Origin of the sequence: Alloprevotella rava (assembly GCF_014195585.1) — a bacterium.
GTDB classification, from domain to species: Bacteria; Bacteroidota; Bacteroidia; order Bacteroidales; family Bacteroidaceae; genus Alloprevotella; species Alloprevotella rava.
Window position 1 is genome coordinate 298,278 of the sequence record NZ_JACICA010000003.1, and the last position, 14,343, is coordinate 312,620.

Sequence of the window (14,343 nt, forward strand, 5' to 3'; positions counted from 1 at the left end):
ATAAATATACAATTATGGCGAAGAAAATTGATCCCGCTGAACTGCCCGTGGAGCAGAAGCTGAAGAATCTGTATCAGTTGCAAACAACGCTGTCGGAGATTGATAAAATCAAGACACTGCGTGGCGAACTTCCCTTGGAAGTGCAAGATCTTGAAGACGAAGTTGAGGGTCTGAAAACACGTATCAACAAGCAGGAAGAAGATGTTGAAACTTTGACGGCCGACATTGCTGCAAAGCACGAGAAAATCAAGACTGCTCAAGAGGCTATTGCTCGCTATAAGCAACAGCTTGACGCAGTGAAGAACAATCGCGAGTTCGATATGCTCAACAAAGAAATCGAGTTCCAAGAGCTTGAAGTGCAGTTGCAGGAAAAGAAAATCAACGAAGCAAAGAAGACCATTGAGGAACGCCGTGCTTCTATTGAAGCCAGCACTACAATCATCAACGAGCGTACGGAAGACCTGACGGCAAAGCGCACGGAGCTTGAAGACATCGTGACAGAAACCAAAGCCGAGGAAGAAAAACTCCGTGAAAAGTCAAAATCTCTCGAACTTCTTATTGAGCCGCGCCTCTTGGGAGCTTTCAAGCGTATTCGCAAGAATAGCCGCAATGGTTTAGGTATTGTTTACGTACAGCGCGATGCTTGTGGTGGTTGCTTCAATAAGATTCCGCCCCAGCGCCAGCTCGACATTCGTATGCACAAGAAAGTCATCGTTTGTGAATACTGCGGACGTATCCTCGTAGATCCAGAGTTGGCAGGTGTGAAGATTGAAAAACCTGTTGAAGAGAAGCCGAAGCGCCGTCGTGCAGCGTCTTCTGCAACTTCTGCTCGTCGCACCACTCGCAAGGCTGCTGAAGAAGCTGCTGTGCCCGAGGCTGAAGCTTAATACTTTTTTTATGGTCCTCTTGTCTTTGATGGCAAGAGGACTCTTTTTTCTGCTTTCAGAGTAAAGAAACTATGAACGTACTCTTTGATTATCAAACCTTTTACATTCAGAAAATAGGCGGAGTGTCCAATTGCTTTGCAAACCTCGTGGCAAATATGCCCGAAAACATTCATGCAGAGATAGCCGTTAGAGAAAGCGATAATGTTCACCTTCATGGCAAACAGCTCGTAGAAGGACTATGTCCGTGCCGGCTCACAAAGAACAACTTCCTCTGCCAACGCAAGTTTCCTCTGAAGCACGACCTCTTTAAGATCTTTGCCCGTTTGTTTCCTCAACAAACATCGCTGGGTATCAATAAGAACTATGCCATACAGCGCTTGGAAGAAGGCAATTATGATATTTTCCACCCCACCTTTTTCGATATGTATTTCATGAAACATCTTCATGGAAAACCTTTTGTGCTAACCGTTCACGATATGATTCCCGAATTGTTCTTCAAGAAGAGCGATATGCAGGTTTCTCGCAAGCGCGAACTGGTGAAGCACGCCGCTCATATCGTTGCGGTTTCGGAGAATACCAAGCGGGATCTGGTTGATTTATTGCACGTTCCCGAGGAGCGCATTACCGTGATCTACCACGGCGCGCCAGAAGATGTGGCATATAGCAAAATTCCTCTTTTCGATTTCAAATATCTTCTTTTTGTGGGGCATCGGACCGCCTACAAGAATTTTCGCCCCATGGTGCGCCACCTCCAATCTTTCTTGCAGCGCCATCAGGATTTGAAATTGGTGTGTACGGAAGCACCGTTTTCTGCGGATGAGTTGGCGTTCTTCCAAGAGCTCGATCTCGTCGATCGCATTGTTCATTTCCATGCCACCGATGAGCAACTTCTCACGCTCTATCATCATGCCGAGTGTTTCATCTTTCCCTCCATCTACGAAGGTTTTGGCATTCCCATTTTGGAAGCGTATATCGGTGGCTGCCCCGTAGTGCTCAATCGAAAAAGTTGTTTTCCAGAGATAGCCCAAGATGCCGCTATTTATTTTGATATGGACGAAACGAGTTCGAATTTAGACGAGCAACTGGAACTTCTTTTCTCTGATTCCGCACAACGCACTTTACTATTAGAGCGACAAACTCAGCGTTTGAAGGACTTTTCATGGAAAAAAGCCGCAACAGAATTGGCCGAAGTCTACGAACGAGTGAAAAACAAAGAGCCGTTTTATATCTAATAGCGAGTTGTAGTTAGCCCTCATTATAGCAGCATAGAGAAACTCACGCCTCCGATGAAGGCGCACCATGCTTAACCGAGGGTGAACCCATGGTTAAACATGATGTATCCCCTCTGGGGATAGTAGGTGAACACCGAGCTATTTCTTTTCCTCCTCCTCCCAAGAAAAAACATTTTTTGTTGTCACGTTGTCACGGAGTAGGGAACGTGCTGATAGATAGGTGGTTAAGAGCGTGACAACAAAATTTCATTGTCACATTGTTGTCACACTGCTGTCACGCGCGTAATATATACGTTTTCAGCTTGTTATACTCAAAATGTGACAACGTGACGATGTGACAACACAAAAACAATATACAGATAAGAGGGTATATCCTTCCATTTTCAGCTTTCCCTTTTCTCCCCTCCGCTACAATAAGCGCATCAACTGACGCAATAAGGAAGTCAGCTGATAGGCTTATTGTATTCTCAAACGCAATAAGGATATTTGTGCTTAACGCAATACATCCTTTATAGGAAAAGTCTTAATATTAACGTGAATTCGACGAATTCAGAACTCATGTTATCTTACTATATAACAACAAGGATGGGTAATACGGTAAATGAAAAAGAGTTGGCGCGTAGTTAGAAGCCGAAATATCTATTACTACAGACTTACTACATGCTACCATGTATTTGCGGATGCTTCACGGCAACAACAGAAAACAGCATCGGTATCTCGCCATTCTTTCCTGCGATTTTGAACGTTCCGTTCTTTTCAACTGTCATATTCCCGAATAGGTTGAAAGGCGAGTAATCATACTCTTCAAAAGACTTTATCTGCAAACCATTACAGAGCAAACCATTCAGCACTACAGCCAGCCCGTGATTCCACGTAACGGTCTTTTGCCGATTGTCATTTTCCGAATCTGTGTAGGTTGCTTCTTCCACAACGTAAGGTTCTTTGCGCGAATAAGCATATCGGACTTGAGAAAAATCTTCATTGAACATCCATAATACGGGGTGAAATTCCACTATAACGAACCTTCCACAGTCTTTCAGCATTTGTGAAATTACATGTCCCCATTGGGTTAAGTCAGGCAACCAATTAACAACACCGTAAGATGTATATACAATATCAAACTGTTGCCCTTTCAGCACGGAAGGCGCATCGTATATGTTGCAGCAGTAGAATTGTGCATTCAGTCCTAATTCCTCATTCAAAGACTTTGCCGTTTGTATAGCCTCTTCCGAGAAATCCACCCCCACGACATTGGCTCCCATCTTTGACAGGGACAGCGTATCCATGCCAAAATGACATTGAAGATGGAGAATAGACTTTCCCCGAATGTCTCCCAGCAAAGACAAATCCAAGTCGGGAACAGACTCTACCTCTTTTTTGAATTTATCCAAGTCGTAAAACGAGGAATGCAGGTGTATCTTTGTCCTTGCATTCCACGCCTCTTTGTTTGTTTTATAATAATCTTCCATTGTTTATTTTCCCTTTAATGTTAGTGTGTGTAATGTTCTAAAACAGGTTGATAGCATCGATTTCTGTTTTAGTAGTTTACTTAAACCTCGATAATAACGCCACAGCTTCTTCGGTCGAGGTGGCGAAATTTACCATGCGTCCTCTGTTACTTTCGACGATGAAAGCGAAAGCGGCGAGACTATGGCTGGTATATTTCGACCAATCGCCGACGATGGCAAGGCGAAGGTGATAGTTAGAGAACTTTTGAAGGATGTCGCCCGCGAGTCTTGTTTTTAGTTCGAAGAAGCGGGGAGAAATACTATGCTCGTGGATTATTATTCCATCGTAATACTGCCCGAAGAATTCACCTATCAAGTCTAAGGCGTCTTGCACACTGCCGATGAATTGTTTTTCTGAAAGGACTTCCAAGAATGTTTGCCCGTCGGCTTGATGAGATATGATAGACTTTTCTTTCATGTTTTGTTGTTTTTGTGAACATCTACTTCTTTCATGGCGACGAGGGAGGTAGCTCGCCATTCTTGCTGGCTGATTTTTGTGAAGTGTTCAGTGCGGAAATCGTTAAGCAGGGGAACGGGTTTATTATGTTCGGTGTGATGGTATATGAACCCGCATTTCTCTTGTGCACGACGCGATTTTTCATTGCCGTCGTAATAACCGCACCAAACGGAAGAAAGATGCAAATCCTCGAAGGCGTGACGAAGTATTTCGCGTATGGCTTCGGGAATCAAGCCTTGTCCCCAATAGGGCTCACCAATCCAATAGCCTATTTCACACTCGTTGTTCGCAATCTTTGCACTGTGGATTTCGCTTCTTACGGTCATTATTCCAATGCTGCCGACAGCTTCGCCTGTTTCTTTCAATACAACCGCATAGGTTTCAGGGGCAGAGAGTACTGCCTTTATAATTTCACGGCTGTTCTCTACACTTGTATGTGGTGTCCAACCAGCAATCGGACCAACGTTTGGATTCCGAGCATATTTGTATAATGCTTCAGCATCGCTTTCTTTCCAGGCTCTCAGTATCAGACGTTTTGTTTGTAGTTCCATACTTTTTTCTTATCTTTCACGTTTCTTTATTAGCCTTCTAATAAAGTTTCTATCGTTAGTTTATTGTGTTTTAATATGTACTTTTATTTTCTTTATCGCCCAATTATAATGGCTGGAGGTTGCTGAAACACTATAAGAACCAAGTGTAGAGGTGCCCGTCCAATCGAATATGCCCTTGTTAAAGAGTTCGTTGTCAGAGAAAGTTGCAATCAATTCCATTACTTGCTGATAGCTTTCTTTTAACATTGCTTTTGCGTCTGATAGCGGTGTGTTTTGATGTTTCTTCCAAAACTCCACGTTCATTACTGGATATGTTCTGTATCATTAGTTATATAATAGTTCTTTCCTTTTTTCAGGAAATGACTCGTGTCTGTATTCATGATAATGTCTGAAATAAAACTTTCTATTTTTTGTGGCGATAGATGAAGTTCGAGCTTTCGGTTTATTCTGTCATACACAAGTTTTGTATAACAGAGCTTTTCGATGATGGTTGTTTTCAGCGAATCGTCTATACTTCCATATTCTTGACCATCTCCTTTTTGCGAAAACTATGGGCAACCTTTTCTTTTAGCTCGGCTTGGCATTGTTTAATGGTCTTTCCTGCCGTATCAATGACGATGCGGCTTTTGTGCCACTCGTGATACTCTCGGTTTTCTATATCGTTCCACATAGGGAGTTTCATATTTGCTACTTCTGTATTTCTCTGTTCTGCACGCTTTTTGTGTTCAGCCTTATCTGAGCATATAATCTCAATGTTTACAAAACGACAGTTGTTATTGACAGCAACACCTTCCCATTCTTGCCTTGTCAATTCAATAGGGTTGCAACAATCAGCTATGACATTGTTGCCCAATTGCAAATTATCGGCTGCCATACGATATGCCAACCGATAGCCTTCTCCCTCAACATTGATACGGCACAAGTCTTTCAAGCCTTGTTCAATGGTATCAATGCGCAGATAAACAGCTCCAAACTCTTTTACTACAAATTTTGCAAGTATGGACTTGCCAACCGCTGGTAGTCCAGAGAAAATAAAAAGAATGGCTTTGCTCATTGTAATATTCATTTTAGCAGCTTGACTGCGAGTTTGTAAGTAAACGAAATTCGGGGATTAACGTGAATTCGTCGAACTTACGTTTATATTATATGTCTAAACTGTCCTCTTTTAGCAAGAAATCGAAAAGACCGATTGTCAATATACCATCTTCATTGCGACGTGGCATAATATGGTCTTTTACAATGATAATTTTTTTGAAAGAATCATTGATATTCATCAATGAACGAGATTCTTGTATCTCCTTTTCCCTGTCTGGAATGGAAAAGGCAGACTGTACGTAATACTTCTTGCTTCCCAGACTGGCAATAAAGTCCACTTCGAGTTGAGTGCGAGACCACTTACCGTCTTTATCAGGCTTTCTAATTTCCACCATCCCAACGTCCACACTATAACCTCGTGTAATCAGTTCATTATAAATGATGTTCTCCATGATATGCGTTTCTTCTTGTTGGCGCATATCGAGAATGGCATTCCTCAAACCTATATCAGAGAAATAGTATTTAGAAAGCGTATTAATGTACTTCTTGCCTTTTATGTCGTAACGTATAGCCTTGTTCAGCACGAACGATTCTGATAGATAGTTCAGATAATTGGCTATGGTCTTGTTGGAGATATTTACTTTCTTGACACTTTTGAAGGTATTAGAGAGTTTTGTTGGATTGCATGGAGAGCCGAGAGCCGATGCCATTGTAAGCACCAGCTCGCGCATTTCATTCTCGTTTTGAACTTTGTTTCTTTCTATGATGTCTGCCAAATATACTGTTTCAAACAAATTCTTTAGATAGTTTATTTTCTTTTGTTCAGTGTCAAAAGACTGAACGAGAGGCAAACCGCCATAGGTATAATATTCACGCCATGCGCCTTGTTTGTCACCGCCAATAGCAGAATAGAACTCAGCAAAAGAAAGAGGATTCACATGTATAGTCTCGCCACGGCCGCGGAACTCTGTAGGAATATCGGATGATAGAAAGTGTGAGTTGCTACCAGTTACGTATGTATCTGCATTATCAATATGACGGAAGCTATTCAACACATCCACAAACTCGTCCATCAGCTGTACCTCGTCAATAATGATGTAATAAAGTTTATTGTCTTTGATTCTGTCATGAACATAATGGAGCATAGTGTCTGGATTCCTCAGTTCTTTGTTCATGCGATCTTCAAGGTCAATACGAATGAGGTGGTCATCATCCACCCCATTATCTAACAAGTAGTGGTAGAACAAGACATTCAATAGATATGACTTGCCACATCTGCGTATTCCTGTTACGACCTTAATAAAGCCATTCTGACGACTTTCTATCAACAGCTTTAGATACCTATCTCTTTTTATCTCAATCATGCAAATTCTTATTTCTGTCAACATTGACAGTTTTTGGTAATGCAAAGGTGGCAATTAATTTTAATTCCATAAACTTTATTGACTAAAAAGTGTCAATGTTGCCGTTTTTAAGTCGTATTAATGGTAAAAGAAGTCTTTAAACATGATAATATCAGGCAATAAGCCCCCAAGGAAATGAGTTGTAACTCTACTTTTATCAAAGATCAGTCTATCAGTTGAATACTTGTTGAATAAGGATGCTCCCTTGTACGCTATATTCTGTCAATAAGGTCTTAACCCCAATTCGGTTTAAGAAACTTATGAAAGAGCGTTTCTTAAACCGAATTGGGGTTAATTGTAAAGAAGTGGTATAATTCGTTAAATCTTGGCATAGGATTTGTGATAATATAAATAATGGAAGTTTCAACTTTTGTATTCAATTTGGCTCCTCTACTAAGCCAACAAGTCCGTGAGGATATGTAGACAGGCTTCTATAGACTTCTTCCCCTGTAACCTGAAGATATGAGATTTTTATAATTATTTCTATTTTACAAAATGACAGCTTACGATTTAAAGAACATTGCATCTGCAGGTGGAAATATTGTCATTAGTGCAGAAGATTTTTCAGCGTATGATTTAAAGAATATTGCTGAAAACGGAGTAGCAACAAAGGCAAAGCTAACAATCAAAAACGCAGGTAGATTATCTGGATATGATTGCAAAAATATTGCATCAACCAATCCAGGGAATATAACATTTGATTTTAGCGAATAAATCCCAGCCCTATTGGGAGTGGGAATGGGATTTATTCAAATGTATAACGGCAACTTGAAATATGTTGCCACTAAAGACAGAAAGGAGGAATTATGGCAAAAGTAACTTCAAAATCAGTTGCAACAAAAGCATCTAAAGCATTGCAGGATGGACGTTCAAGCGACAGAACTAAAAGTATTGCAGGCAGTGCTTTGTCTCAGCGAGAAAAGAAGAAATAATAATATTTCTTTGTAGAATAGACCTGGCAAAGCGGCAACTCTGTCAGGTTTATTTTTATGCCATAATGTCATTCCTTCCCGTAAAAACAGCGCAAATATAGTAACTTCTATGATATAACGTGAGTTCGACGAATTATAAGTGTCTATAAAATTGGTAATTAGCGAAGTTTGTTGTAAATTTAAGATGCTAATATACAAATAATTACAAACAAAAATCGCTATGATCACCAGAGACAAAACTACAGAAATCTTTTGTATGGCAGACGACTTCTGCAAGTTTTTTGATGCTATGACGGCAAAATATACGTTAAAACCTATTGGAAAAAGAAAATATCATCGAAGTTCCACGATGTCAAAGGCAGAAGTCATGCTGATAATGATTCTTTTCCACACTTCTGGTTATCGCTGCTTTAAACATTTCTATCTTGAAAAAGTATGTAAGCATCTTCGCCATCTGTTTCCCAATGTTGTTTCTTATAACCGTTTAGTAGAATTGGAAAGGGATGTAGTCATACCCTTAACCTTGTTTATCAAGAAGGTCCTCTTGGGCAAATTCACGGGAATAAGCTTCGTTGACAGCACACCATTGCGTGTCTGCAAAAACGTTCGTATAGTTTTTTCAGTTCTTCGTATTGGGGAGTGAATCCGTATTTTTTGCAGTGGTGGCAATGAGTAAAACCTCGTCTTCGTAAGAACGGAGAGGTATATCAACTTCCTTGTGGTTTTTGACCGTGTAGTCGTAAATCGTTGCTATATAAAACTTTGTTTTTTCGTCTTAATTTAGTCTGGGGGAAGATAAATGAAAGCAGGAAATAACCAAATTAACTTATTGGAGTTCTGTGTAGTCGGGAATTTCGGGGAGGAAAAGAATACTGAGGTCAGAATAGTTGATGCGGCAAATATAGTGATCCAGACCATTAGATACGATGAGGTAGTCGGCGTGGAGCACACTGTTGTATGAATTTATTTGTGTAAAAACTTTCTGCGTGATGCGAATGCTGGGGGCTTTGTATTCGATAATCATACGCGGATTTCCTCCTTCGCGATTGAAGAGTACGCTGTCGCAACGTCGCTCAACGCCGTTGACGTTGAGGCTCACTTCATTGCCCAAGAGCCCTGCAGGATAGTGCTTGTGTTCAACGAGGAAGTGGGTGAAATGCTGTCTAACCCATTCTTCAGGGGTTAGGCGAATGTAGCGTTGCCGCAAAAAGTCGAAGATTTCAGTTTGCCCATTATCTTGCTGGCGTAATTTAATATCAAAGTTTGGCAGATTAAGTGAAATCATTTTCTTACTTTTGCAAATCAATAAATTATTGCAAAATTAAGTATTTCGGCGGATTTACAAACTTTGTATCCCGCCGAAAATGCGTATAAAAACTATTTGTATGAAGACGCGTGAAGAAATCGTGAGTAATTGGCTCCAGCGTTATACTGGTCTGTCGCTGGAAGACTTTGGGGAGCATATCCTTTTGACCAATTTCAATCATTATGTGGATTTGTTTTGTGAGCTGAGCGGTGTGCCTGTAGAGGAAACGACATCTAATATGCGTGCTGTTACTGCTAATGGAATCACAATGATAAATTTCGGAATTGGTAGTCCGAATGCTGCGCTGATTATGGACTTGCTGAGTGCGGTGAAACCGAGTGCTTGCTTGTTCTTGGGTAAGTGTGGCGGTATTTCTGAGAAAACGCAGTTGGGCGATTATATCCTTCCGCTGGCAGGCATCCGCGGTGAGGGTACTTCCAATGACTATTTCCCTTCTGAAGTTCCTTCGCTTCCTGCCTTTATGTTGCAGCGTGCTGTGTCGACAACCTTGCGCGATAACAACCAGGACTACTGGACGGGAACGGTTTACACTACAAACCGCCGCGTTTGGGAACATGACGAACGTTTCAAAAACTATCTGCGCGAAACGCGTGCCATGGCTGTCGATATGGAAACAGCAACTCTCTTCACCTGCGGTTTCTATAATCATATCCCAACAGGGGCTTTGTTACTGGTTTCTGACAACCCCATGGAGGCAGAGGGTATTAAGACGGGCGAGAGTGACCGCAAGGTGACTGCAAACTTTGCTGAAACTCATGTGCGCATAGGCATTGAGGCGATGAAACTTATCATCGGTCAGCGTAAGACGGTGCGCCACCTGAAATATGACTGGTAACATACATATTATATAGACATACAAACGATGGCATTTCCTACTAAGAATCAAGGAGGAGTTTCCTATGACGCCATTGTGAGAGACATCCAAGCGGGCAATTATAAGCCGCTCTATTTTCTGGAAGGAGAGGAGAGCTATTATATTGACCGCTTGGCTGATTTTATTGTGCAGTCTGCGCTGAATCCAGAAGAAAGAGATTTTAATCTTGTCACGCTCTTCGGAGCAGAAACCACTATTTTTAATGTCATTGATGCTGCCAATGGTTTTCCCATGGGGGCACAACGCTTGGTAGTTGTGGTGAAAGAGGCACAAAATATAAAAGAACTGGAACGCTTGGAGCACTATCTAAAGCATCCGCAGCTATCAACGGTCTTGGTGTTCTGTTATAAAAATGGAATGCTGGATCGTCGCAAACGCTTGGCGCCTCTCATCGAGAAAATGGGCGTTCTTTTTGTCTCTCCAAAATTGAAAGATTTTCAGTTGCCTAAATTCATAGAAGATTACCTTCGACGTAAGAAGGTGGGTATCGAACCAGATGCTACAGAAATGATGGCGGCTCATGTGGGAAACGACTTGAGCCGTATGGCTGGCGAATTAGATAAGCTCTGTATTGCTTTGCCCGAAGGTTGCAAAAAGGTGTCGAAAGACTTAGTGGCGGAGAATATTGGAATAAGCAAGGATTACAATGTCTATGAGTTGCAAGATGCGCTCGTTACAAAGAATGTGGTAAAGACTATGCAGATTGCGAATTATTTTGATAAAAATTCAAAAGCGTTTCCGATAAATAGAATAATTCCTACAATCTTCAAATTCTTCCAAAACTTGATGTTGTCCTACTATTCTCCAGATAAATCGGAGAGGGGAGTAGCTACCTTTTTAGGGATAACGGAATGGCAAGTGAGAAAGAGTGTCCTCCCTGCGATGGCAAATTATTCTGGCGTGAAAGTGATGCAAATAATAGGGGAGATTCGGCGTGCGGATGCTCGCTCAAAAGGAGTTGAGAGTGGTAATATCTCATCTGGTGAACTACTGAAAGAACTCCTCTTTTTTATTCTTCACTAAGACTTATTTCGTCAATATTTTATTTAATGATTTTACAGTAAAAGTGAGGCGAGAATCTCTAATTCTCGCTTCACTTTTTTCTCTTCTAGAATGTACAAAATCTCTGCACAACTCTTCTTCTTTGGCTCACTACTCTTGCAAAAATGTGAATCGCCTGTTTCTATTACTATTTTAATCTCTGAAAAGGACCTATTTCTTAGTTGTTTTCTCTATTTTGCTATCTTATAGATAGCAAAATAGAGAAAATTTGATTTTTTCAGCTATCAAATATGATACATGTTTTTTCTGTATATATCTGTTGATATATAAGTAGTTACGGTGATTTTTATGCTCTGAGAATCGCTCGAGCGTGGATTCTTTATCTCTTCCTTAGGTTTACGAATAAATTGAGCTAAGTGGCCTTATTTCTTCTCTAGATATTGCCTGTTAAGTTTTATTACGGATTCAAAATGTGTATATCCATTTGTATATTCACTCTGCGAGTTTACAAAACAATATAAACTATTCTTGTATTTACTTTTATATTAAAGATGTAGAAACGTAATAATATAGATATACAAATCAAAATGTGTAATATGCAAAGATGTATTTATGTTTATCTAATATTGTTTTTTAATTGTAATTTATTGAAATCCAGCAAAGTATAATTATTTTCTAATGTATTATACGAGCAAAAGCTGCTTGCCTACTTATATCGTAGGTAAATTCCTTTATTTTTAGATGTATAGATGCTAGTAACTGCTTGAAGTATAATTTAAAAGAAGTACTCTTAGAGAAAATAGAAGAAGTCTTAAGATCTACACACTACATATGTAAACACTGCCGTAATATAGAAATGTATAAATCTTGACTTTTAAAACATGAATTTAAATTTTGATACTTGAATTCTGGTTTTGATTTTTGTGTTTATAAATGTTGCATATTTGAGAAAATGATTTTATTTTTGTAAATGCTTAGAAAAGGGCGTTTTTTAGGAGAGAGCTAAAGGTTCTGCTCTTTAAAATGAGTTTTGCTCTCTTTTTTTGTATACTAATAAATGATTAAAATGTCATGGAAATGAAGGATCGTATTCGTCAAATTATGGATGATGCCAAAATGTCTCAACAAGATTTTGCTGCTAAATTAGAAATCTCTGCAGCGTCACTGTCAAGTATATTTACTGGTAGAACTCGTCCTACAAATAATCATGTTCAGGCAATTCATAAAGCTTTTCCTGAGATAAATATAAACTGGCTTCTATTTGGTGAAGGAGATAGTAACCTTTCTATTGTCCCAGCGCAAGCAGTGACAGAGATTCCTGAGCAGAGTTTTGTGAATACTTCTTCTTCTCAACCAGAATTAGGACTTTTTTTTTCCGAGCCTCCTGTTGAACAGTCTTTGCCTCAGGAGCGATCTCCATATGCAACAAGGAGTAAAATAGAACAGAATAGAGAAGTTAATATAATTGACAAACGAATTCGGAAAGTAAGAGAAATTCGTGTCTTTTATGATGATGGTACTTACGAGACTTTTACGCCCTCTTCTAAATGATAATTTGGATTCAATATGTAGATTCCTTATATTTGCTTCGACAATTAGCTAAATCCAATATCTATGAGTAAGAAGTATTGGCGTTTGATGCCTGAAGCGGATCGTCGGGGTTTTATAGCCTTGGCTTTGGTGTTATTGATCGGTTGTGGGGTGACATATTATTTCTTAAAACCTAATATCTCTTCTGAGATGTTGTCTTCAAAGGATTCCCTTTCTGTACTTTCTTTTCAAATGGAACAGGATAGCGTTGAGGGGCAGTATAGAGAGCGTTATACGCAATATAATGGTGGTGTAGTAAAGCAGACTTTTCCTTTTGATCCTAATGCGTGTGATTCTGTAACCTTTGTTCGACTTGGCTTAAAGCCGTGGATGGCACATAATGCTTTAAAGTATAGACGGAAGGGAGGGCGTTGGCGTTCTCCGGAAGATTTTAAGCGTTTGTATGGACTTACTAAGGCGGATTTTGAGCGCTTAAAACCTTATATCCGTATAGATTCTGAAGATAAATCATTCTCCGATTCTCGCCGACGATACGATTCTATTCGTGCCTCCTATCCCCAAAAGTATAAGGAACTTACAATTATGGATCTTAATGCTGCTGATACAACTCAACTAAAACGAATTCCGGGAGTGGGAAGCTATTATGCTTCTAAGATATGTCGTTATCGTGAGCGTCTTGGAGGTTTTGTTTCGCGTAATCAGATTAAGGAGGTGGATGGATTACCTGAGGATATAGAGAAGTGGTTCGAAGTTTCGCCTAATGTTTCAGTTAAGACCTTAAATATAAATAAGAGTACTTTTAAGCAACTTATTCATCATCCATATTTAAATTATGAGCAGGTTAAAGAAATAATGAATTATATTAGAAAGTTCGGCCCAATTAAAAGTTGGCGTGATTTGAGTCTTTCAGAGCATTTTACTCCCGAAGATTTTAAGCGTCTCCAACCCTATATTGTCTTTTGAAGGCTATGATATTAGAAGAAGAGAATCGATGATTCACCATCATTCGGCTCCCTCTTCGTCTTTGATACTCTTCTTTAATTTCTCAAATCTCTTTCTCCTTCCGATTCGAGAGTCCTCTCTGTCGTCCATATTCTCTTTCCTTTTTGTTCACTCAATTTGTCCCATTCGAGCCTTTTGCATGGTAATTATCCCTGACTATCTTTCAAAAATTCCTATTAATTCGGTCGTTTCCTCCCTTAAATCCTCCACTCTAAAACTTTTTTCAAAAAAAGTGCTGCGTACTCTTTGCTATTCCAAAATCTCGTAGTACTTTTGCATCCGCAACCGAGAAACGGGGGTTACTCCTTGTGGTTGTCAACTGTGATCTTTGAAAGAATTGACATAAACTTTTAAGAAGAGAAGTACAAGAAAAGAAAGAACAAGATGCAGAAATGTGTCATGTTCGGGTAGAATTGTAGAAATCAACCGTTAATTTTCTTATAGATACGGCGTTCTGAGTAAAACAGAAAAAAGAACAAAATCATACTTACAATGAAGAGTTTGATCCTGGCTCAGGATGAACGCTAGCTACAGGCTTAACACATGCAAGTCGAGGGGAAACGACATTGAAAGCTTGCTTTT

Annotated in this window: 15 protein-coding genes and 2 pseudogenes; 9 read left to right on the forward strand and 8 right to left on the reverse strand. The window is 39.8% G+C overall.

Annotated elements, in window-relative coordinates; all coding sequences use genetic code 11:
* Positions 1–14 precede the first annotated feature (14 nt).
* Together FHS60_RS04680 and FHS60_RS04685 are read left to right on the forward strand one after the other, a co-directional pair.
* The gene (locus tag FHS60_RS04680; RefSeq protein ID WP_183695696.1) at positions 15–887 is read left to right on the forward strand and encodes a zinc ribbon domain-containing protein; all 873 of its coding nucleotides are present in this window, start codon (positions 15–17) and stop codon (positions 885–887) included.
* Between the two features lie 71 nt (positions 888–958).
* Positions 959–2,119 (forward strand): glycosyltransferase family 4 protein, encoded by a 1,161-nt coding sequence (locus tag FHS60_RS04685; RefSeq protein WP_183695699.1) that lies wholly within the window; start codon positions 959–961, stop codon positions 2,117–2,119.
* A gap of 656 nt (positions 2,120–2,775) precedes the next feature.
* On the opposite strand, the gene FHS60_RS04690 is transcribed toward FHS60_RS04685, so the two are convergent.
* The 7 genes and pseudogenes from FHS60_RS04690 to FHS60_RS04720 form a co-directional block, all read right to left on the reverse strand.
* Positions 2,776–3,588 carry a class I SAM-dependent methyltransferase gene (locus FHS60_RS04690; protein WP_183695702.1) on the reverse strand — a complete coding sequence of 271 codons (813 nt, stop codon included), beginning with the start codon at positions 3,586–3,588 and terminating at the stop codon, positions 2,776–2,778.
* A gap of 76 nt (positions 3,589–3,664) precedes the next feature.
* A complete protein-coding gene (locus tag FHS60_RS04695; RefSeq protein ID WP_183695705.1) occupies positions 3,665–4,045 on the reverse strand; it encodes a DUF4180 domain-containing protein in 381 nt (126 codons plus the stop codon).
* Positions 4,042–4,635, reverse strand: a complete 594-nt coding sequence (locus tag FHS60_RS04700; RefSeq protein ID WP_183695708.1) for a GNAT family N-acetyltransferase — start codon at positions 4,633–4,635, stop codon at positions 4,042–4,044. Before FHS60_RS04700 ends, FHS60_RS04695 begins: the two co-directional genes overlap by 4 nt.
* 60 nt (positions 4,636–4,695) lie before the next feature.
* A pseudogene (locus FHS60_RS04705) lies at positions 4,696–4,956 on the reverse strand (ClbS/DfsB family four-helix bundle protein); the annotation flags it as partial.
* Positions 4,938–5,093: a DUF3781 domain-containing protein gene (locus FHS60_RS10515; RefSeq protein WP_183695714.1), complete on the reverse strand. Its 156-nt coding sequence runs from the start codon at positions 5,091–5,093 to the stop codon at positions 4,938–4,940. The gene FHS60_RS10515 and the pseudogene FHS60_RS04705, both read right to left, overlap by 19 nt.
* A gap of 50 nt (positions 5,094–5,143) precedes the next feature.
* Positions 5,144–5,689 (reverse strand): P-loop nucleotide/nucleoside kinase family protein, encoded by a 546-nt coding sequence (locus FHS60_RS04715; RefSeq protein WP_183695716.1) that lies wholly within the window; start codon positions 5,687–5,689, stop codon positions 5,144–5,146.
* A gap of 88 nt (positions 5,690–5,777) precedes the next feature.
* Entirely contained in the window at positions 5,778–7,034 is a 1,257-nt protein-coding gene (locus tag FHS60_RS04720; protein WP_183695718.1) for an ATP-binding protein, read from the reverse strand.
* Positions 7,035–7,568: 534 nt separating this feature from the next.
* On the opposite strand from FHS60_RS04720, the gene FHS60_RS04725 reads away from it, so the two are divergent.
* From FHS60_RS04725 to FHS60_RS04730, 3 genes and pseudogenes are all read left to right on the forward strand, one after another.
* Positions 7,569–7,787 (forward strand): hypothetical protein, encoded by a 219-nt coding sequence (locus FHS60_RS04725; RefSeq protein ID WP_009348367.1) that lies wholly within the window; start codon positions 7,569–7,571, stop codon positions 7,785–7,787.
* A 92-nt stretch (positions 7,788–7,879) separates the two neighbouring features.
* Complete coding sequence (locus FHS60_RS10430; RefSeq protein WP_262886678.1) at positions 7,880–8,005, forward strand: hypothetical protein; 126 nt, start codon at positions 7,880–7,882, stop codon at positions 8,003–8,005.
* Positions 8,006–8,225: 220 nt separating this feature from the next.
* Positions 8,226–8,618 (forward strand): annotated as a pseudogene (locus FHS60_RS04730) (transposase family protein); the annotation flags it as partial.
* Between the two features lie 213 nt (positions 8,619–8,831).
* Here the strand turns inward: FHS60_RS04730 and FHS60_RS04735 are convergent.
* Positions 8,832–9,290, reverse strand: coding sequence for a type I restriction enzyme HsdR N-terminal domain-containing protein (locus tag FHS60_RS04735; protein ID WP_183695720.1), 459 nt, complete (start codon positions 9,288–9,290; stop codon positions 8,832–8,834).
* Between the two features lie 100 nt (positions 9,291–9,390).
* Here FHS60_RS04735 and FHS60_RS04740 point away from each other — a divergent pair, with 100 nt between their 5' ends.
* The 4 genes from FHS60_RS04740 to FHS60_RS04755 all read left to right on the forward strand — a co-directional run bounded on the left by FHS60_RS04740 (position 9,391) and on the right by FHS60_RS04755 (position 13,722).
* A complete protein-coding gene (locus tag FHS60_RS04740) occupies positions 9,391–10,167 on the forward strand; it encodes an AMP nucleosidase (protein ID WP_009348539.1) in 777 nt (258 codons plus the stop codon).
* A 27-nt stretch (positions 10,168–10,194) separates the two neighbouring features.
* Positions 10,195–11,229: a DNA polymerase III subunit delta gene (holA, locus tag FHS60_RS04745; RefSeq protein ID WP_183695722.1), complete on the forward strand. Its 1,035-nt coding sequence runs from the start codon at positions 10,195–10,197 to the stop codon at positions 11,227–11,229.
* Positions 11,230–12,285: 1,056 nt separating this feature from the next.
* Entirely contained in the window at positions 12,286–12,759 is a 474-nt protein-coding gene (locus FHS60_RS04750) for a helix-turn-helix domain-containing protein (RefSeq protein WP_183695724.1), read from the forward strand.
* A 63-nt stretch (positions 12,760–12,822) separates the two neighbouring features.
* Complete coding sequence (locus tag FHS60_RS04755) at positions 12,823–13,722, forward strand: helix-hairpin-helix domain-containing protein (RefSeq protein ID WP_183695726.1); 900 nt, start codon at positions 12,823–12,825, stop codon at positions 13,720–13,722.
* The last annotated feature ends 621 nt before the right edge of the window (positions 13,723–14,343 follow it).